The organism is Phenylobacterium sp. T106 (assembly GCF_057219735.1).
In genome coordinates this window covers 860655-878454 of the sequence record NZ_JBXVWA010000001.1, presented here as the reverse complement: position 1 = coordinate 878454, position 17800 = coordinate 860655, and the positions used below count along the sequence as shown (strand labels likewise).

Here is a 17800-nt window from a genome sequence, read left to right as displayed (position 1 = left end):
GGGAAAGCGGGCAGCCTGGCGCGGTCCTGCCTCGAAGCTGGGCGATATTCGAGCGATCCGCGGCGCGGGACGCCCCGCGATTGCGCCGGACCGGCCGGCGGGCGCTGATGGGTCAGCCCTCTCGGGGCGTTCTCCTTCCTCGACCTTGGGCCGCGCGGTTCGCCTGCGCGGCCCATTCTTCGTCGGCCGGGCGGCGGCGCCTCAGAGCACCTTCTCGATCTCTTCCGCCGTCAGGCCGGCCGCCTCCAGCACCTCCCGCGTGTGCTGGCCGAGCCCCGGCGCCGGGCGACGCACGGGCGGCGCGCCCTCGGGGAACCGCACAGGGGTGGCGGGGGCGCGGAAGACGCCGCCAAGTCCATCCTCGAGCTCCACGAAGCACCCCGCGAGCTCCGCCCGCTCCGAGGCCGCGTGCTCGGCTAGGGTCCCCAGGGGCCCCCAGGCGACGTCCAGGCTGTTCAGCCGCTCGCCCATCTCCTCGAGCGTGAAGCGGGCGAAGCCCTCGTCGCAGATGGCGCGGGCCTCGCGAACGATGTCGAGGTCCAGCATCGGCAGCTCGAAGCGCGGGTCGGCCACCACCTCGGGGCGGTCGATGGCAATCATCACATTGGTGAAGCAGTTCACGTTCTTGGGCACGATCACCAAGTGCCGGTCGTCCTTGGTGCGGAAGAACCCGGAGATCGCCACGGGGCGGTCGTTGCGCGGCCCCGCGGTCTGGACCTCGCCGTAGTAGAGCTGGAGGGCAAGGTCCCAGCTGATGGCGTAGCTGCCGGCGCGCAGGAGGCTGGTCTCGACCAGGCGGCCGCGTCCCGTGCCGTGGCGCTCGTGCAGGGCGGCCAGGATCCCGGCCACCGTCGTGATCGCCGTCATGTGGTCGCCGAACCCCGGCCGCGAGGGGAACGGCTCCTGGTCGGTCGGGATGGTGGCGTGGGCCACGCCGCTGCGCGCCCAGAAGGCCGTGATGTCGAACCCGCCTTCGTCCGCGTACGGGCCCGTGAGGCCGAAGCCGGTGACGGCGGCGTAGATGAGCCTGGGGAAGTCGCCCTTCAGGCTGTCGTAGTCGAGCCCGATCTTCTTCAGCGAGCCCGGCCGGGTGTTGGTGACGAAGATGTCGGCGTCCCGAAGCAGGGCCTTCAGCGCCGCGCGGCCGTGCGGCTGGGTGGTGTCGAGGACGACGCCCTTCTTGCCGCGGTTCTCGTTGGCGAAGATCGGGCTCTGGCCGTTCTCGGGATTCGCGAAGAAGGCGCGGGTGACGTCGCCGATCGGGCTCTCCACCTTGATCACCTCGGCGCCCCAGTCCGCCAGGACCGCGGCGCAGGACGGGCCCGCCACCCAGGTCGACATCTCCACGACCTTCAGACCCTCAAGCAGCATCACGCATCTCCCGCAAACCCGCCGTCCAACTAAACGCGCCAGCGCCGCGGCGCCAACTCACGCCGCGGAAGGGGGCATGGAGGACCGGCGCGTTTTGGATAAAGATGCCGCCATGGGGAGACCAGCGAACGACGCCGGAGCGGCCGCCGTGGAAGCGGCGGGCGCGCGACGGCCGACGCGGCGCTTCGAGGCCAAGCGAAACGCCATCGTCCGCTCCGCGATCGAGGAGATGAACCGCAAGGGCGTCCGCGGCATGACGCTGGGCGACGTGGCCGCGCGCCTGGACCTCGTGCCCACCGGGGTCATCTACTACTTCCGCAACAAGGAAGAGCTTGCGGCGGCGGCGTTCCTCAAGGGGATCGAGACCTACCAGGGGCTGCTCGGCGAGGCCGACCGCGAGGCGACCGCGGACGAGCGCCTGGCGGCCTTCCTTCGGGCCTGGTTCGAACACGCCGCGCGCGTGGGACGGGGGGAAGCCGACGTCCTGCCGGTGTACAGCGACGTCCGCGCGCTGAACGCGCCGACGGTCAACACCGCCTATGTGGACATGTTCCGCGGCTTTCGCCGGCTGCTGCCGGGCCACGAAACCCTGCCGCGCCTGCACCGCAACGCCCGGGCGCACCTGCTGCTGAGCCAGGTGCTGTGGATCTGCGCCTGGCAGCACCAGGTCGAGCCGGCCGACTATCCGCGCACCGCCGAACGGATGATCGCGATCCTGACGCACGGCCTGCTGGGGCGGGGGACGAGCTGGACGACGCCCAGGCCGCTGGACCTCTCCCGCGATCCCGGCGCCGCGGCGTCGGCCGAGCCGTTCCTGCGTGCGGCGACCCAGCTGATCAACGACGAGGGCTATCACGGCGCCTCGGTCGAGCGCATCTCGGCCAGACTGAAGGTCTCGAAGGGCGCCTTCTACCACCACAACGAGACCAAGGACGAACTGGTCGTCGGCTGCTTCCAGCGCACGTTCGACCTGATGTGGGGCGCGATCCACGCCGCCGAGCGTGAGGGGGGATCCGGCCGCGACGTGCTGGTGTCGGCGGTCTCGGCCCTCATCGAACACCAGATGAGCGGGCAGGCGCCGCTGTTGCGCACCTCGGCGCTCAGCGCCGTGCCGGAGGCGATCCGGCTGGGGCTGCTGCAGCGCTTCGACCGGATCTCGTACCGCTTCGCGTCAATCCTCTGCGACGGCATCGCCGACGGGTCGGTGGCGCCGGTGGACGTGAACATCGCGTCCCAGACGATCACGACCGCCATCAACGCGGCCGCCGAGCTGCACTACTGGACGCCGGGGCTCGCCGCCCAGGACGTCATCGCCCACTACGTGCGGCCGCTGTTCGAGGGGCTCGTCTCGCCGGCGGCGTGAGGCCTATTTCAGGTGCTCGTCGAACCAGGCGATGGCCAGGTTCACGGCCTCCTCGCGCTTCTCCGAGTAGACCCCGTAGTGCTTGATCCCCGGCAGGGTGACCAGCTTCGACGGACCCTTCACGCGGGTGCTGGCGAGGATCGCGTTCGGCCGGTTGTCGAACAGCTCCTCGTTCTCGGCGATGATGAACAGGCTGGCCGCGCGCACGTTCGGCGCGTCGTCCCCAGGGGTCCAGCGCAGCAGCTTGTCGCCGATGGGCGCGCCGATGAGGCCGCCGACCACCTGCGCCCCGGGTTCGGGATAGCCGACTTCGCCGCGGGCCAGGCGCGCCGCCTGCTGGCGCATCGAGGCGGCGGCCGGATTGACCGCGCCGGCCGGCGGGCCGGACGGGACCGAGCCCACCTGTGAGACCAGCGCCTTCACCCGTTCGTCCCGCGCGGCGACATAGACCACCAGCCCGCCCGAGAAGCTCGATCCGCGGATCCCGATGCGTCCCGCGTCCACCGTCGGCTCGGCGGCCGCCCAGTCGAGGACGTTGAACCAGTCCTGAGTCTGTTCCGACGGGTCGACATAGCCGCGCACGGCCTCGACCTCGGCCGTGAAGCGGCGCCCGGGCGGCAGCGGGTTCGGCTGCGGCTTCGTCAGAACCACCCGGCTGTCGCTCTCGCCCCAGCCGCGGTAGTCGAACGCCAGGACCTGGTAGCCCGCGCGGGCCATCTGCACGGCGTCGGCGCGGAAGCCCGAGGCCGTGCCGCCCCAGCCGTGCCCCATGATGATGGTGGGCAGCTTCTGGCCCGCCTTGGCCTTGGGCGCGAACATCTCGCCGTGGAGGCGGACGCCCTCGCTGAGGATGCTGACCGTCCGGAAGGCGACGTCGGCCGGCGCGCGGTAGTCGGCGGCGCGGCCGGTGGTCCAGGTCGCGGGGTCGGCCGGGTTGCGCCTCGGCGCGGCCGGCTGCTGCGCGGCGGCGGCGGTCGCCAGCATGAGACCGCCCGCCAGGGCGACGATGGCCAGCCTGTCGAATGCGCCCATGGTCCTGCTCCCCTGTTCCGTTTGGCCGTGTGCATATCACAGCCTTCGCCCGCGCGCCTTCGCCGCAGGTGGGAACGGGGTGCGGCCGCGCCGCGGGATGGGTGTCAGGACTCTTCGGCGACGACGCGGACGAGTTCGACGATCTTGCGGCGCACGGCCGGTTCGGCAATGCGCGGGAAGGCCGCCATCAGCTCCATGCCCTCGCTGGAGCACATGAACTCCTGCGCGGCGTCGCGTTGCGCCGCGAGGGTCTCCTGGTCGCCCAGGCCGTCGTAGAAGTAGGCCACCGGCGTTCTGAGCGCCGCGGCGATCTCCCACAGCTTGGAGGCGGAAACGCGGTTGGCGCCGCGCTCGTACTTCTGGACCTGCTGGAAGGTGATGCCGAGCGATTCGGCCAGCCGCTCCTGGCTGACGCCCATTTCCTTGCGCCGCATGCGGATCCGAAGGCCCACGTGCCGGTCCACAGGGTGGGGGCCGTCGCCGCGGCCGGTGTCGGCGGGCCTGAGCACCGGTGCGCCCTTGATCTCGCGTTCCAAAGGTTTCGTCATTGCCCCCGACCAAGTGAAGCGGGGACCGCGCCACCCCCCGATGGGCGGCCCCCGCATCCGTACCTCCCCCGAGGTACGTCCATAAGTTGCGGCAAGCTCTCACGGCAGGGAAATCGACGCCTACCCATTTTGGGGGCGTGGCGCGTTCTCGTTTCGGTCAGGCTGCGCCCTTGAGGGACAAGATCTCGCGTTCCCAAAGTGGCAGAACCCCAAAATCTGCCAGGGCGGAGCAGAGGCGGTGCACGTGCGACTGATTGTCCAGCATGTACTGGACGAACAGCTCGCGGGCCAGGACGCGGGCCGGGACGACGAATCCGTCCCCCTTTCGTTCACACAGGTCGCGCTCGGCGAGCCGCGTCAGGTGTCGCCGGACGGTCTCGGGAGCGATGCCCAGCCGCTCGCTCAGGGTCGCGGCGCGGACGCCCTTGCGCTGCTCGTCGGGCACGAAGCCGTCGGGCGACCAGCCGTCCGCATCGGAGCCCGCGTCGCCGTCCGGCAGGTGCTGGGTGTTCGCCTGGATGATGTCCATCAGGATCAGTCCCGTGACGACGTCTCCCACCTCGCGGCTGATCGGTTCGGCCAGGCGCAGCAGGTATTCGGCGGACAGGCGGTTCACCAGCCGCATGGGCGGGTTCTGGGTCTCGAAGGCGGGCTCTCCGGTCCGCTGCAGGTGCTCGAGCAGGCCGATCGCGCGCAGGCGGACGTACAGGCTGCGGACCAGGTTGTAGTGCGCCTCGGCCATCATCCGGTAGAGCGGCGAACTGAGCGGCGCGGTCGGCAGGATGACGCCCCGCGGCTGGATGCGGACGATGCCCAGGTCCGCGAGGGCGGTCACCCGCCGGCGGACCGTCTCGAACGGGATCCGCAGCGAATTGGACAGGGCGCTGAGGCTGACCGGCCGTCGCAGGTCGTCGGGCGGGGCCTGGTCGAGCGTCGCGTAGCGGGCCTGCAGCTCGGGACTGCGCGTGATCAGCGTGACGTTGGCCTGGCTGATGGCGGTCAGGAGGAGCCCGTCGATGACGTCGCGCCCGAAGCCGCCCAGCTTGACAAGATCGAGCGCGAAGCCGTTCGCGAGCCGCGCCGACGCGCGAATGGCCGACAGCGACGCCGCGTCGCGCGCCATGCTTGGATCACCCCCGTCACCCAACGTGTCGGGAGGATATAGAACACGTCCGAAGACCCTTGGCATCCATTGCCGTGGGGGGTGCGCCTACTTGTAGCGCTCGAACCACGCCAGGATGGCGGCCGCCTTCGCCGCCGACTGCGACGGCCGCGCCGCGATGCCGCCGTGGCTGGCGTCGGGCACGCGGACCAGCATCGTGGGCACGCCGCGGATCTGCAGGGCCGCGAAGTACTGGTCCGCCTCGGACGGGGGCGTCCGGTCGTCCTTGTCGCCCACGACCACCAGGGTCGGCGTCTTGACGTTGCCCACCAGCGAGAGCGGCGAACGGGCCCAATAGCCCTGCGGGTCCTCCCACGGCATCTTGCCGAACCAGTAGGGCCCCATGAACGCATAGCCGTCGGTGGTCAGCACCTGGCTCGCCCAGTTGATCACCGGCTTCTGGGTCGCCGCGGCGCGGAAGCGGTCCGTCTTGCCGGTGATCCAGGCCGTCAGCAGGCCGCCGCCCGACCCGCCGGTCACATAGAGCCGCTTCTCGTCGATGAAGCCCTTGGCGATCGCGGCGTCCACCGCGCTCATCAGGTCGTCGTAGTCGCGGCTGGGGTAGTTGCGGTCGATCTCGTTGGCGAAGGCCTCCCCGTAGGACGTCGAGCCGCGCGGGTTCGCATAGACCACGACGTAGCCCGCCGCCGCGTAGAGCTGCATGTCGGTCGCGAAGGTGGGGCCGTAGGCGGCGAAGGGGCCGCCGTGGATCTCCAGGATCAGCGGGTGCTTCTTCGCGGGGTCGAAGTCGGGCGGATAGACGATCCAGGCGCCGATCGGCTTGCGGTCGTAGCTGGACGTGACCGGCAGGGCCTCGACCTTGCCCAGGGTCTTGCCGGCGAACAGGTCGGCGTTGAGATCGGTCAGCCGCCGGACGCGTCCGCCGCTCCAGATGGCGAGGTCCGCGGGCCGCTCCGGGGTCGTGGCCGTGAACGCGATCAGTCCCCCGCGCCCGACCGAGAACTGGCCGCCGGTGTAGGGCCGATCCAGGCCGCCGCCGCCGACGCCGGTGAAGAGGGGCTCCACCTTGCCGTCCAGGCCGACGCGCGCGACGCGGACCACGCCCTCGTCGTCGTAGAGGATGTAGAGGCTCTTGCCGTCGGGGGCCCATTCGGCCGCGTTGACGCTTCGGTCCAGGCCGCCGGTCAGCACACGCACGTTGCGGCCGTCGCCGTCCATCACGTGCAGCCGGACGTTCTCGTAGCCCCGGCGCCGGGCGTCGTCGTACCCCAGGTAGGCGATCCTCGATCCGTCGGGCGAGACGGACGGGCTCGCGTCAGGCCCCACGCGGTTGGTGAGCCGGCGCATCGCGCCGTCCGCGACGCCCACCGCGTAGACCTCGGATTCCTGCGGGTCGCGCTCCCAGGTCTCGGCGCGGTTGGTGGAGAACAGCACGGACTTGCCGTCGCGCGTGAAGCTGATCGGCCCGGCGTCGTCGAACTTCCCGAAGGTGAGCTGGCGCGGCTGGCCGCCGTCGGCCGAGACCATGAACAGGTGCCGATACCCCGGCTTGAGGAAGCCCTCGCCGTCGGCGCGGAAGGTCACGCGGTCGATCACCTTCAACGGCTCGGCCCACTTCGCGCCCGCGGGCTTGCTGAGCGGCGGCGCCAGCGGCCGGCCTTCGTCGGCCACCAGCATCGTAAAGGCGAGCGACCTGCCGTCGGGCGACCAGGCGATGTCGTTGGGCGCCTGCTCCAGGCTGGCGACCCGCGCCGAACGCCCCGACGCCATCCAGCGCACCATCAGCTGCACGCCGTCCGCGCCCGCCGCCACATAGGCCAGCCGCGAACCGTCCGGCGACCAGCGGGGGCCCAGGTTCGCGTTCTCGTCGACGACCAGCGGCGACTGCACGCCGCTCTGCGGGTCGACCAGCCAGATCGACCGCCGGGCGCGATCGGTCATGATGTCATTGGCCACGCGCACATAGGCGATCGCCCCGCCATCGGGCCGGACCTGCGGATCGCTGGCCTGCTGCAGGCCGAACAGGTCGCGGGCCCCGAAGGCCCGGGGCGGCGGCTCCACGCTCTGCGACCAGGCTCCGCCCGCCGTCGCCAGCATCACGGCGCCGATCAATCCTGCCAGCCGCATCCGTCTCGCTCCCCGAACCAGGCTGCAGAAGAGGGCGGGGGCAGACCTTTGTCCAGCCGCAGGCCGAAGCTCAGAGCGTCGGGTCGGGAGCCACCCGGACGAGCATCTTGCCGAAGTTGCCGCCCTTCAGCATTTCGGCGAAGGCCGCGGGGATGGTCTCCAGGCCCTCGCGGATGTCCTCGCGGTACTTCACGCGCCCCTCGGCGACCCAGGGGACCATGTCGTCCAGGAAGGCGTCGTGGTGGCCCTCGACGTAGTCGCCGACGAAGAGGTTGGTGACCGTGACGCCCCGGGCCTCTGCGGCCGCGCGCTCGGCGGCTCCGGCGTCGCCGCCCACGTCGCCGTAGTGGGCGATGAGGCCGCAGATCGTCATCCGCGCCTTGCTGTTGAACAGCGGCAGCACGGCTTCGAAGACCGCCCCGCCGACGTTCTCGAAGTAGACGTCCACGCCGTCGGGGCACGCCGCCGCCAGGTCCTGCGCGAAGCTGGGCGAAAGGTGGCTGACGCAGGCGTCGAAGCCCAGCTCGCCGGTGACATAGGCGCACTTCTCCTCGCGCCCGGCGATGCCGACCACGCGGGCGCCCTTGAGGCGCGCGAGCTGGCCCGCGATCTGGCCGACGCCGCCCGACGCCGCGGAGACGACCACGGTCTCGCCCGGCTTCGGGTCGCACTGGAGGATCATGCCGGCGTACGCGGTGAGGCCCAGCATGCCCAGCACGCCGACGGCCTGCGAGATGCGGCCGCGCGCGGGGTCCAGCCTGCGGGGAACCATGTAGCCGGGGCGCGGGACGCCTTCGCCGATCAGCCCGTACTCGGCCCAGCCGTTGGTGCAGAAGACGAAGTCGCCGGGGGCCAGCCCGTCGATCCGGCTCTCGACCACCTGGGCCACGGTGCGGGCGTGGCACGGCGCGCCCTCCGGCTCCACGCCGCGCCGCTTGTAGCCCCACTGGTAGGGATCGAGCGAGACGTAGAGGGTCCGCGTGAGCGCCTGACCCGGGCCGGGCTTCGGGATCGGCGCCTCGCGCAGCGCGAACGTGCCCTCGTCCGGCCACGGCGGCGGCGGGCGCTTGGCCAGGGTCCAGTAGCGGTTCATGCGATGTCTCCAGCGTTCGCCGGCACTTTAGCGGCGCGTGGCGAGAGCGGCGCCCGGAAAACCGAGCCACAGGCGGCCAGCCTCAACAATCGTTTGACGCACGCGCGGGTCCGGGCGCCAAATTCCGGGCATGACGATCCGCCCTGAACTCGCCGCCATCGTCGGAGAGATCGACTTCGATCCCGACGCCCTGCACGCCAAGTACCTCGCCGAGCGCGACAAGCGGATCCGGCCTGACGGCGTGGGCCAGTACGTGCAGGTCACGGCGGAGTTCTCGCACTACGTCGACGACCCCTACGTGGAGCCCGGCTTCACGCGGGCGCCGGTGACGGACGAGGTCGAGTTCGCCATCATCGGCGGCGGCTTCGGGGGCCTCCTGATGGGCGCGCGCCTGCGCGAGGCCGGGTTCGAGCGCATCCGCGTGATCGACGTCGCAGGCGACTTCGGCGGCACCTGGTACTGGAACCGCTACCCGGGCGCCATGTGCGACGTGGAAAGCTACGTCTACCTGCCCCTGCTCGAGGAGCTGGGATACATCCCGCGGCACAAGTATTCGTTCGCGCCCGAAATCCTGGAGCACAGCCGCAACATCGGCCGACACTTCCGGCTCTACGACGACGCGCTGTTCCAGACGTCCATCACGGGCCTGGAGTGGGACGAGGCCGCGAAGCGGTGGTGGGTGTCGACCAACCGCGGGGACCGGTTCAAGGCGCAATACGTGGCGATGGCCAGCGGGCCGCTGAACCGCCCGAAGCTGCCGGGCATCCCCGGCATCAACGACTTCAAGGGCCACACCTTCCACACGTCGCGGTGGGACTACCGCTACACCGGCGGCGATCCGAGCGGCGGGCTGACAGGCCTGGCGGACAAGCGGGTCGGCATCATCGGCACCGGCGCCACGGCGATCCAGTGCATCCCCCACCTCGGCGAATGGGCGAAGGAACTCTACGTGTTCCAGCGGACGCCCTCGTCGGTGGACGTGCGCAACAACGCCCCTACCGACCCCGACTGGGCGAAGTCGCTGACGCCGGGCTGGCAGCAGCGTCGGATGGACAACTTCAACATCCTGGTCTCGGGCGGCGACGCCGAGGAAGACCTCGTCCATGACGGCTGGACCGATATCTTCCGCAACCTCCAGAACGCGGCGGTGAAGAAGGCGGGCAAGCAGCTCGGACGGCGGCTGACCAGCGAGGAGCGGGCCCAGCTCCTGGAACTCGCCGACTACCGCAAGATGAACCAGGTGCGGGCGCGGGTGGATGCGATCGTGAAGGACCCGGCCACGGCCGCGGCGCTGAAGCCCTGGTACCGCCAGTTCTGCAAGCGGCCCTGTTTCCATGACGAGTACCTGGACACCTACAATCGCCCCAACGTGACCCTGGTGGACACCCAGGGGCGCGGCGTGGAGGCCCTGACCGAGACGGCCGTGGTGGCGAACGGACGCGCCTACGACGTCGACTGCCTGGTGTTCGCGACCGGGTTCGAGGTGGGCACCAGCTATACGCGCCGCGCCGGCTACGACGTCGTCGGGCGCGGCGGCGTCAGACTCTCGGATCACTGGGGCGAGGGCATCCGGACCCTGCACGGCCTCACCACCGCCGGCTTCCCCAACTGCTTCTTCCTGGGCTTCACCCAGACCGCGGTGACGGTTTCGGTGCCCCAGGCGCTCAACGAACAGGCCCGGCACGTGACGTACATGGTCACCGAGGCCCGCAAGCGGGGCGCCGAGGCGCTGGAGCCGACGCGCGAGGCGGAAGCCGCCTATGTGGACGAGGTCCGAAGCCTCGCCCGCATGGGCCAGAGGTTCTATTCCGAGTGCACGCCCGGCTACTACAACTCGGAAGGCGCCGCCGGGAACCGGCAGGGCTTCTTCTCCGACATGTACGGCGCCGGGCCGCTCGTCTTCTTCGACGTGCTGAAGGCCTGGCGGGCGAACGGCGACCTGCCGGGGCTCGCGCTGAACTAGGTCTGCACGCGCTCCACGGGCGGCACGAGATAGGCCCCGTGGAGCAGTTCCGGCCTGGGCAGGTAGGCGCGCAGGAAGAGGGAGAAGGGCTTGTCCGACGCGGGCAGCCAGTTGGCGACGCGGTCCTCGCCCGGGTTCTCCCGGCCGATCCAGATGTCCAGCGAGCCGTCGGGATTGTAACGGAGCCCCGGCGAGCGGTCGCCGATGGCGTAGCGGCGCAAGGGGTTGTCGGCGAAGAAGAACTGCCCGTCGTCCGTGCCCTCGTAGAGGGTCAGCGACCAGAACGAGTTCACCGGCAGCAGGCGGTCCGCCGGAAAGTGCAGCCGCCAGAGCGCCTCGGGGTCGAACAGGTAGCGCGGCAGGTCGCCCTTGGCGCGCATGTACATGGCCTCTTCCGGCGGTAGGGCGGCGAGCCCTCCGATGGCGACGGCGGCGCGGTAGTCGTACTCCTGGCCGAAGTCGCCCAGGCGCGCATAGGGGTAGGTCCAGCCCTCGGTGAACGGCGCCTTCTTCAGCCCGCTGCGCAGGCTGCCCTGCCGGGCCTGCGCGACGCCGCGGGCGATGGCGGCCTGCTCGTCGGCCGTGAACCGATCCGGATCGAAGGCGTCCAGGCCCAGCGGCGCCATGGCCTGGACGATGACGCCATCCTGCAGAAGGGGCGGATTCTCGGCCATCAGGCGTGCGGCGCTTCGGAAGTAGTCCTGCCACGGCGCGTCACGGCTTGCGGCCGGCGGCGGGGCGTCGACCGCCGGGCCCTGCATCCGCAGCCCGTCCTGAACGGCGCGGGCGGCGTCGAGATCGTGCTCGCCTTCGACGAGGATCCGGGCCAGCGCCCAGACGCGGGAAGTGGGCGCACGCACGACATCCCGACCCGCGCGCGGCTCGTCGGGCCCCACCAGCACGTAGCGACCGCCGTCCCCGCCGGTCGTGCGTGTGCCCAGGATGGCGAAGTTGTTGGTGTAGGCGTCCATCAGCGCGAGGGAGAAGTAGCGTCCGCCCGTTGGCGGAATCGTCACCCTCACGGGCCCCCGGGAAAGGTCGACGTGGGCCGACGAGTAGAGCGTGTCGTTGTTGGGCGTGGTGATCTCGCGCGCCGTATGGTCCACGAGGTCGCGGCCGTGGGCGAAGGTGTTCCAGGGCCCGCCGCCGGCGAAGGCGGCCGTGCGGGGCGAGGCCACCTCGATCAGGGGCAGCGTGAAGGTCCAGGCCAGGCGGGCGGCGCGTTCGAGGGCGCTGAGGTCGGTTTGGGTCATGCGCTCTCGTCAGCGGGAGGCGGCGGCCGGCGTCGCCTGGATGGCGGCTTCCAGCGCCGTCTTCCAGCCCGTGAGCTGGGAGGCGCGCCAGCATCCGTCGCACTCCGCGACCTGCCCCGCCAGCCAGGCGAGCTCGGCGGCCGCCTTGGGATCTCCCGTGTGCGCGTAGGCCATCCCCAGGCCCGCGCGCGCCTCGGGGTGCTTGGGCGCGATGCGCACCGCCGTCGTGTAGGTCCGTCGCGCGGCCGACCAGTCGCCGAGACCCTGCTGGGCGGCGCCGAGCAGGAGCCACGACTCCACGCGCTTGGGGTCGGCCCGCGTCACCGTGGCGGCGTAGCGGCGGGCCCTGGCGTAGTCCTTGGCCTTCAGCGCCCGGTTGGCTTCGTCGATCGCGCGCTGGGTCACGTCGCGCTGGGCGTCGGCCAGGGCGTTGGCCCCCGACTCATAGGCCTCGATCTCGGAGGCGAACTGCGCGTGCGCGGACGCCGCGCCCAGCACAGCCGCCGCCGCGAGCGTCGCCGCAGCGATCCCCGTCATGCCCAGACGCCGCATGAGCCTCTCCCCGACTGGCCTCCAGGCGAGACCTTAGCCGCTCAGAAGCTGGCCTGCACGCTGTAGAGCCGGGCGTAGGGCCCGTCCCGCGCGATCAGCGCGTCGTGGGTTCCGGACTCGGCGATGCCGCCGTCGCTCAGCACCAGGATGCGGTCGGCGTGGCGGACGGTGGACAGGCGATGGGCGATCACCAGCGTGGTGCGCGCCCGGGCCAGCTCCAGGAGCGCCGTCTGGACCGCCCGCTCGCTCTCGTTGTCGAGGGCGCTGGTGGCCTCGTCGAAGATCAGGATCGGCGGGTCCTTGAGGAAGGCGCGCGCGATGGTCAGCCGCTGCTTCTGGCCTCCGGACAGCTTGACCCCGCGCTGGCCGATGTCGGTGGCGTATCCCTTCGGCAGCGCCGAGATGAAGCCGTGCGCGTTCGCGGCCCGGGCGGCGGCCTCCAGTTCGGCGTCGGACGCGTCGGGACGCCCGTAGCGCAGGTTGTCGGCCACCGTGCCGGCGAAGAGGTAGACGTCCTGCTGCACGACGCCGACGTTGCGGCGCAACGAGTCCAGCGTGATGTCGCGCACGTCGGTCCCGTCGATGCGGATCTCGCCGTCGCTGACCTCGTAGAAGCGCGGGATGAGGGCGCACAGCGTGCTCTTGCCGACGCCCGACGCGCCGACCAGGGCGACGAACTCGCCCGGGCGGACATCGAACGAGACCCCGGACAGCACCTGCGGCCCGCCGTCCTCGTAGCGGAAGGCCACGTCGCGGAAGCTGATCGCGCCGCGCGCCCGGCCGATCGGCTGCGCGCCTAGCCGATCCTGGATGTCGGGCCGGACGTCCAGGATCTCCATCATGCGCGTGAAGCCCGTCCAGCCCTGCTGCCAGAGCCGTGCGAAGTTGGCGAGACGCTGGACGGGATCCACCAGCACGGCGACGCACAGCAGGAAGGCCAGCAGGTCGCCGACGGAAAGGCCGCCCTGGACGACGCGCGCCGCGCCGCCGACGATGACGGCCAGCGTGAGGAGCTGGCCGAAGGCCAGCGCGCCGACCGAGAAATAGGCCTCGCTGAGATAGCCTTCGCGGCGGCTCGCCAGGAAGTCGGCGTTGGCGGCGTCGAAGCGGCGGATCTCGAGCGCCTCGTTGGCGTACGACTTCACGACGCGGATGCCCGCGAGCGAGTCCTCCACCTGCTCGTTGATCGCGCCGATCCGCTGGCGCGATCGCGCGACGGCCGCGCCCATGCGCCGGTTGAAGTGGAGCGCGTAGGCCACCGCGAACGGCGTCGCCGCCAGGATGACGAGGGTCAGGGGCAGGTCCAGGAGCGCCAGGATGGCGACGGCGCCTCCGAACTTGAGCGCCGCGATGGCCAGGTCCTCGGGGCCGTGGTGGTAGAGCTCGCCCAGCATGTGCAAATCGTTGGTGATGCGGCTCATCAGCTGGCCGACCCGCTGGCGATCGTAGAAGGAGAACGACAGCTTCTGGCAGTGCTCGAAGAGGTCCTTGCGCAGCGCGCCCTCCATCTTCGCGCCCATGACGTGGCCCTGGTAGTCGACGAAGAGCGTGGCCAGGACCTGCGCCGCCAGCAGGAGCAGCATGGCGCCGCCCGCCAGGTAGATGTCGCGCAGCACCGCCGGCGTGGCGCCCGCGTCGGCCAGGCGCTGGGTGACCCAGCGCGCGGCGAGGGGGAAGGCGAGGGCGGCGCCCGCCACGAGGATCGCGCAGCCGAGGTCGGCCGCCAGCAGTGGCAGGTGCGGCCGGTAGTAGGAGAGGAACTTGCGCGCCCGCGCGGTCGGCGGGGCGCGGAACGAGGGGGCGTCAGTCGCGGCGTCGGCCGGGGCCCTCCCGGGTCGAGTGAGCATGGAACGTCATGTCCTGGATGTGGATGGGATCTCCTTTCGTCGGGGACATGGCGGTTTTCATCTGGCTCTCCCGGACCGGGTTCACGAGGCGCCGACTATGCCTGCGCCGCCGCGGCCTGGCTACTGCGACGCGCCGCGGGCTTCGACGAGGACGATGTCGACGAGCACGTCGTCCTCCACGAGGTGAAAGACGTCGTAGCGGTCGAGCGTGGGGTCGATGTGGCCGGGCGCGAAGGCCACCCGCTCGCCGCGGGCGACGGCGGCTTCCGGGCGCATGAGCAGGCCGTGCTCGTCGCCGAAGAAGCGGTAGGCGCAGCCCGCGAACCTGGGAGACAGCGGGACCGGCATGGGCCCCTCGGTGGAGAAGGCCTTCAGCCCGGCGTCGACCGTCACCCACCTCGGGTGGTTGGCGGAGATCACGGTGGAGACGATGGTCGCCGACTGCTCGTAGGCGCCCTCCGGGTCGCTTCCGAGCGCCTCGCGGTACTCCCGGTCCATGAAGGCGTACGAGCCGGGCTGGACCTCGTTCAGGACCCCCTGCGCGGCGTCGGCGGTGAAGGTGCCGGTGCCGCCGCCCGTGACGACGTCCACCGTGCCGCCGGCGGCGCGGATGGCGGCGATGGCGGCCTGCAGCGTCTCCATGCCGGCGGCGACGGCGCTGGCGCGCGCGTTCGCGCCTTCCATGTGCTGCCAGTTCCCGCCGTAGCCCTGGACGCCCAGGAGACGCAGGGCGGGCTGGGCCAGGACCGCGCGGGCGACCGCGGCGGCCTGGGCGGCGTCATGCACGCCCGTGCGGCCCAGGCCCACGTCCACGTCGATGATCACCTGGATCGGCGTGCGGGCCGCGGCCGCCAGCTCGGCGGCGGCGTCGGGGTGGTCGATCGCGAGCCGGAAGTCCGGCAGCGTGGCCGCGAGGTGCGCCGCCCGGGCCGCGTTCAGCGAGCCCGCGACGGGGGAGGTGACGAGGATCTGGCCGATCCCCTCGGCGGCCAGGGCTTCGGCCTCGGCGAGCTTGGCGCAGCAGACGCCGGCGGCCCCGGCGGCCAGCTGTCGGTGGGCGAGGGCCGCGCACTTGTGGGACTTGGCGTGGGGGCGAAGGGCAAGGCCCGCCTGCGCCGCCCGCGCGGCCATCTGGGCCACGTTGCGGTCGAAGGCGGCCAGGTCGATCACGGCGGCGGGCGTCGGGATCGCGTGGGCCGAGCCCGGTTCGCCCAGCCTCTGCAGGGCCGCGGCGATGTGCGGCCGGGCGGCGAGGGGGCCCAGGCGGTCGGCGACCTCTTGCGCCCCCGGCGGCATCAGTCGCCCATGTAGGCTGGCATCCAGCCCTCGTGCGCGGCGCGAAGCTCGTCCAGCGGCAGGTCGAAGGCGCCCTCCACGACAATGGCCGCGCCTCCGGCCTCGCCCAGGATGGCGGCCGGGACGCCGGCGGCGCGGGCGGCCTGCAGGACGGGGGTCGGGTCGTTCAGCGCCACCAGGTAGCGGGCCTGATCCTCGGCGAACAGCGCCACCCAGGCGGGCCCTTCCAGCCGCAGCTCGCAGCCGACGTCGGAGGCCAGGCACATCTCGCAGACCGCCGCGGCGAGGCCGCCGTCCGAAAGGTCGTGGACAGTCCGCAGCGCGCCCGCCTCGATCAGGCCGCGGACGAGGTCGCCGGTGGTCTTCTCGAGCGCCAGGTCGACCGGCGGCGGCGCGCCGTCCTCGCGGCCGGCGACCTCGCGCAGGTACATCGAGGCGCCCAGCTCCCCGCGCGTCGCGCCGACCAGGACCAGCACGTCGCCCGCCTTCAGGTTGGAGAAGTCGGCGCGCTTCGCGGAGTCCGCGATCAGGCCCACGCCGCCCACGGCGGGGGTGGGCGGAATGGCCGCGCCGTTGGTCTCGTTGTAGAGGCTGACGTTGCCGCTCACGACCGGGAAGTCGAGGGCGCGGCAGGCCTCGGCCATGCCGTCGATGGCGCGGACGATCTGGCCCATGATCTCGGGCCGCTCGGGGTTGCCGAAGTTGAGGTTGTCGGTGATGGCGATGGGCGTGGCGCCCACGGCGGTCAGGTTGCGCCAGGCCTCGGCCACCGCCTGCTTGCCGCCCTCGAAGGGATCGGCCTGGACATAGCGGGGCGTCACGTCCGAGGTGACGGCAAGCGCCTTCCTCGTGCCGTGCACGCGGACGACGCCGGCGTCGGCGCCGGTGGCCGAGTCCTCCAGCGTGTCGGCCATGACGTGGCGGTCGTACTGCTCCCAGAGCCAGCGCTTGGACGCCATGTCGGGCGAGGACATCAGCTTCAGCACGGCGGCCTTGAGGTCGCCGGGCTCGTTGACGTCGGCCAGCGTGAGGCGCGGCGGGGCGACCGGGGCGGTCCACGGGCGGTCGTAGATCGGCGCGTCGTCGAACAGCGGCGCCAGCGGGACGTCGGCGACGGTCTCGCCGTGGTGCTTCAGGACCAGATGGCCGGTGTCGGTGGTCCGGCCGATGATGGCGGCGTCCAGGCCCCACTTCTCGAAGATGGCGTGGCCGTCGCGCTCGCGGCCGGGCTTCAGGATGGCGAGCATCCGCTCCTGGCTCTCCGAGAGCATCATCTCGTAGGCGGTCATGCCCTCTTCGCGCTGGGGCACGGCGTCGAGGTCGAGCTCGATGCCGACGCCGCCCTTGCCGGCCATCTCGACCGACGAGGAGGTGAGGCCGGCCGCGCCCATGTCCTGGATGGCGGCCACGGCGCCCGACGCCATCAGCTCCAGCGTGGCCTCGATCAGCAGCTTCTCGGCGAAGGGGTCGCCGACCTGGACGGTCGGGCGCTTCTCCTCGGCGTCCTCGCTGAACTCGGCCGAGGCCATGGTGGCGCCGTGGATGCCGTCGCGCCCGGTCTTCGAGCCGAAGTAGACCACCGACAGCCCGGCGGCCGGGGCGGCCGAGTAGAAGATCTTGTCGGCGTCGGCCAGGCCCACGCACATGGCGTTGACCAGGATGTTGCCGTCGTAGCCGCGGTGGAAATTGGTCTCGCCCGCCACGGTGGGCACGCCCACGCAGTTGCCGTAGCCGCCGATGCCGGCGACGACGCCGGACACCAGCCGCCTGGTCTTGGGGTGGGACGGGTCTCCAAAACGCAGCGCGTTCAGGAGCGCGATCGGCCGCGCCCCCATGGTGAAGACGTCGCGCATGATGCCGCCGACGCCCGTCGCCGCGCCCTGGTAGGGCTCGATGAAGCTGGGGTGGTTGTGGCTCTCCATCTTGAAGATGCAGGCCTGTCCGTCGCCGATGTCGATGACCCCGGCGTTCTCGCCCGGTCCCTGGATCACCTTCGGGCCGCTGGTCGGGAACTTGCCCAGGTGCTTGCGGCTGGACTTGTAGCTGCAGTGCTCGGACCACATGACCGAGAACACGCCCAGCTCCACGTCGTTGGGCTCGCGGTTCAGCCGCTTGACGATCAGGTCGTACTCGTCGGGCTTCAGGCCGTATTCGGCGGCCTTTTCGGCCATGGTCTTGGCGGGGGCGGCGCTCATGGACGCGGCTTCTAGCGGGACTCTCCCGCAAGGGCGA

Annotated in this window: 13 protein-coding genes; 2 read left to right on the top strand and 11 right to left on the bottom strand. The window is 71.5% G+C overall.

The annotated features are described in order from the left end of the window. Positions 1 to 201: 201 nt before the first annotated feature. On the bottom strand, positions 202 to 1371 hold the full coding sequence (locus AC2D8W_RS04350) for a CaiB/BaiF CoA transferase family protein (protein WP_484670481.1): 1170 nt from the start codon (positions 1369 to 1371) through the stop codon (positions 202 to 204). Between the two features lie 112 nt (positions 1372 to 1483). On the opposite strand from AC2D8W_RS04350, the gene AC2D8W_RS04345 reads away from it, so the two are divergent. Next, positions 1484 to 2734, top strand: a complete 1251-nt coding sequence (locus tag AC2D8W_RS04345; protein ID WP_484670480.1) for a TetR/AcrR family transcriptional regulator — start codon at positions 1484 to 1486, stop codon at positions 2732 to 2734. Positions 2735 to 2737: 3 nt separating this feature from the next. Here AC2D8W_RS04345 and AC2D8W_RS04340 read toward each other — a convergent pair whose 3' ends face one another. The 5 genes from AC2D8W_RS04340 to AC2D8W_RS04320 all read right to left on the bottom strand — a co-directional run bounded on the left by AC2D8W_RS04340 (position 2738) and on the right by AC2D8W_RS04320 (position 8657). Further along, on the bottom strand, positions 2738 to 3766 hold the full coding sequence (locus AC2D8W_RS04340) for an alpha/beta hydrolase (RefSeq protein WP_484670479.1): 1029 nt from the start codon (positions 3764 to 3766) through the stop codon (positions 2738 to 2740). 104 nt (positions 3767 to 3870) lie between these two features. Further along, on the bottom strand, positions 3871 to 4314 hold the full coding sequence (locus AC2D8W_RS04335) for a helix-turn-helix domain-containing protein (RefSeq protein WP_293481471.1): 444 nt from the start codon (positions 4312 to 4314) through the stop codon (positions 3871 to 3873). A 157-nt stretch (positions 4315 to 4471) separates the two neighbouring features. Continuing rightward, complete coding sequence (locus AC2D8W_RS04330; protein ID WP_484670478.1) at positions 4472 to 5437, bottom strand: hypothetical protein; 966 nt, start codon at positions 5435 to 5437, stop codon at positions 4472 to 4474. Between the two features lie 87 nt (positions 5438 to 5524). Then, positions 5525 to 7564, bottom strand: a complete 2040-nt coding sequence (locus AC2D8W_RS04325; RefSeq protein WP_484670477.1) for a prolyl oligopeptidase family serine peptidase — start codon at positions 7562 to 7564, stop codon at positions 5525 to 5527. A gap of 70 nt (positions 7565 to 7634) precedes the next feature. Further along, positions 7635 to 8657, bottom strand: a complete 1023-nt coding sequence (locus AC2D8W_RS04320) for an NADP-dependent oxidoreductase (protein ID WP_484670476.1) — start codon at positions 8655 to 8657, stop codon at positions 7635 to 7637. Between the two features lie 130 nt (positions 8658 to 8787). Between AC2D8W_RS04320 and AC2D8W_RS04315 the strand changes: the two genes are divergently transcribed. Continuing rightward, complete coding sequence (locus tag AC2D8W_RS04315) at positions 8788 to 10620, top strand: flavin-containing monooxygenase (RefSeq protein WP_484670475.1); 1833 nt, start codon at positions 8788 to 8790, stop codon at positions 10618 to 10620. Here the strand turns inward: AC2D8W_RS04315 and AC2D8W_RS04310 are convergent. The 5 genes from AC2D8W_RS04310 to purL all read right to left on the bottom strand — a co-directional run bounded on the left by AC2D8W_RS04310 (position 10617) and on the right by purL (position 17763). Beyond that, positions 10617 to 11873 (bottom strand): DUF1254 domain-containing protein, encoded by a 1257-nt coding sequence (locus tag AC2D8W_RS04310; protein WP_484670474.1) that lies wholly within the window; start codon positions 11871 to 11873, stop codon positions 10617 to 10619. The genes AC2D8W_RS04315 and AC2D8W_RS04310 overlap by 4 nt on opposite strands. Before the next feature lie 9 nt (positions 11874 to 11882). After that, complete coding sequence (locus AC2D8W_RS04305; protein WP_484670473.1) at positions 11883 to 12425, bottom strand: tetratricopeptide repeat protein; 543 nt, start codon at positions 12423 to 12425, stop codon at positions 11883 to 11885. 41 nt (positions 12426 to 12466) lie between these two features. Then, the gene (locus AC2D8W_RS04300; protein ID WP_484670472.1) at positions 12467 to 14272 is read right to left on the bottom strand and encodes an ABC transporter ATP-binding protein; all 1806 of its coding nucleotides are present in this window, start codon (positions 14270 to 14272) and stop codon (positions 12467 to 12469) included. A gap of 120 nt (positions 14273 to 14392) precedes the next feature. Continuing rightward, positions 14393 to 15568, bottom strand: coding sequence for an alanine racemase (locus AC2D8W_RS04295; RefSeq protein WP_484670471.1), 1176 nt, complete (start codon positions 15566 to 15568; stop codon positions 14393 to 14395). Further along, the gene (gene purL / locus AC2D8W_RS04290; RefSeq protein WP_484670470.1) at positions 15568 to 17763 is read right to left on the bottom strand and encodes a phosphoribosylformylglycinamidine synthase subunit PurL; all 2196 of its coding nucleotides are present in this window, start codon (positions 17761 to 17763) and stop codon (positions 15568 to 15570) included. The genes AC2D8W_RS04295 and purL overlap by 1 nt, the downstream gene beginning before the upstream one ends. Positions 17764 to 17800: the final 37 nt, after the last annotated feature.

Coding starts and splice junctions, on each gene's coding strand:
- AC2D8W_RS04350 (WP_484670481.1), bottom strand. CDS start 1,371: ATGCTGCTTGAGGGTCTGAAGGTCGTGGAGATGTCGACCTGGGTGGCG.
- AC2D8W_RS04345 (WP_484670480.1), top strand. CDS start 1,484: ATGGGGAGACCAGCGAACGACGCCGGAGCGGCCGCCGTGGAAGCGGCG.
- AC2D8W_RS04340 (WP_484670479.1), bottom strand. CDS start 3,766: ATGGGCGCATTCGACAGGCTGGCCATCGTCGCCCTGGCGGGCGGTCTC.
- AC2D8W_RS04335 (WP_293481471.1), bottom strand. CDS start 4,314: ATGACGAAACCTTTGGAACGCGAGATCAAGGGCGCACCGGTGCTCAGG.
- AC2D8W_RS04330 (WP_484670478.1), bottom strand. CDS start 5,437: ATGGCGCGCGACGCGGCGTCGCTGTCGGCCATTCGCGCGTCGGCGCGG.
- AC2D8W_RS04325 (WP_484670477.1), bottom strand. CDS start 7,564: ATGCGGCTGGCAGGATTGATCGGCGCCGTGATGCTGGCGACGGCGGGC.
- AC2D8W_RS04320 (WP_484670476.1), bottom strand. CDS start 8,657: ATGAACCGCTACTGGACCCTGGCCAAGCGCCCGCCGCCGCCGTGGCCG.
- AC2D8W_RS04315 (WP_484670475.1), top strand. CDS start 8,788: ATGACGATCCGCCCTGAACTCGCCGCCATCGTCGGAGAGATCGACTTC.
- AC2D8W_RS04310 (WP_484670474.1), bottom strand. CDS start 11,873: ATGACCCAAACCGACCTCAGCGCCCTCGAACGCGCCGCCCGCCTGGCC.
- AC2D8W_RS04305 (WP_484670473.1), bottom strand. CDS start 12,425: ATGCGGCGTCTGGGCATGACGGGGATCGCTGCGGCGACGCTCGCGGCG.
- AC2D8W_RS04300 (WP_484670472.1), bottom strand. CDS start 14,272: ATGCTCACTCGACCCGGGAGGGCCCCGGCCGACGCCGCGACTGACGCC.
- AC2D8W_RS04295 (WP_484670471.1), bottom strand. CDS start 15,568: ATGCCGCCGGGGGCGCAAGAGGTCGCCGACCGCCTGGGCCCCCTCGCC.
- purL (WP_484670470.1), bottom strand. CDS start 17,763: ATGAGCGCCGCCCCCGCCAAGACCATGGCCGAAAAGGCCGCCGAATAC.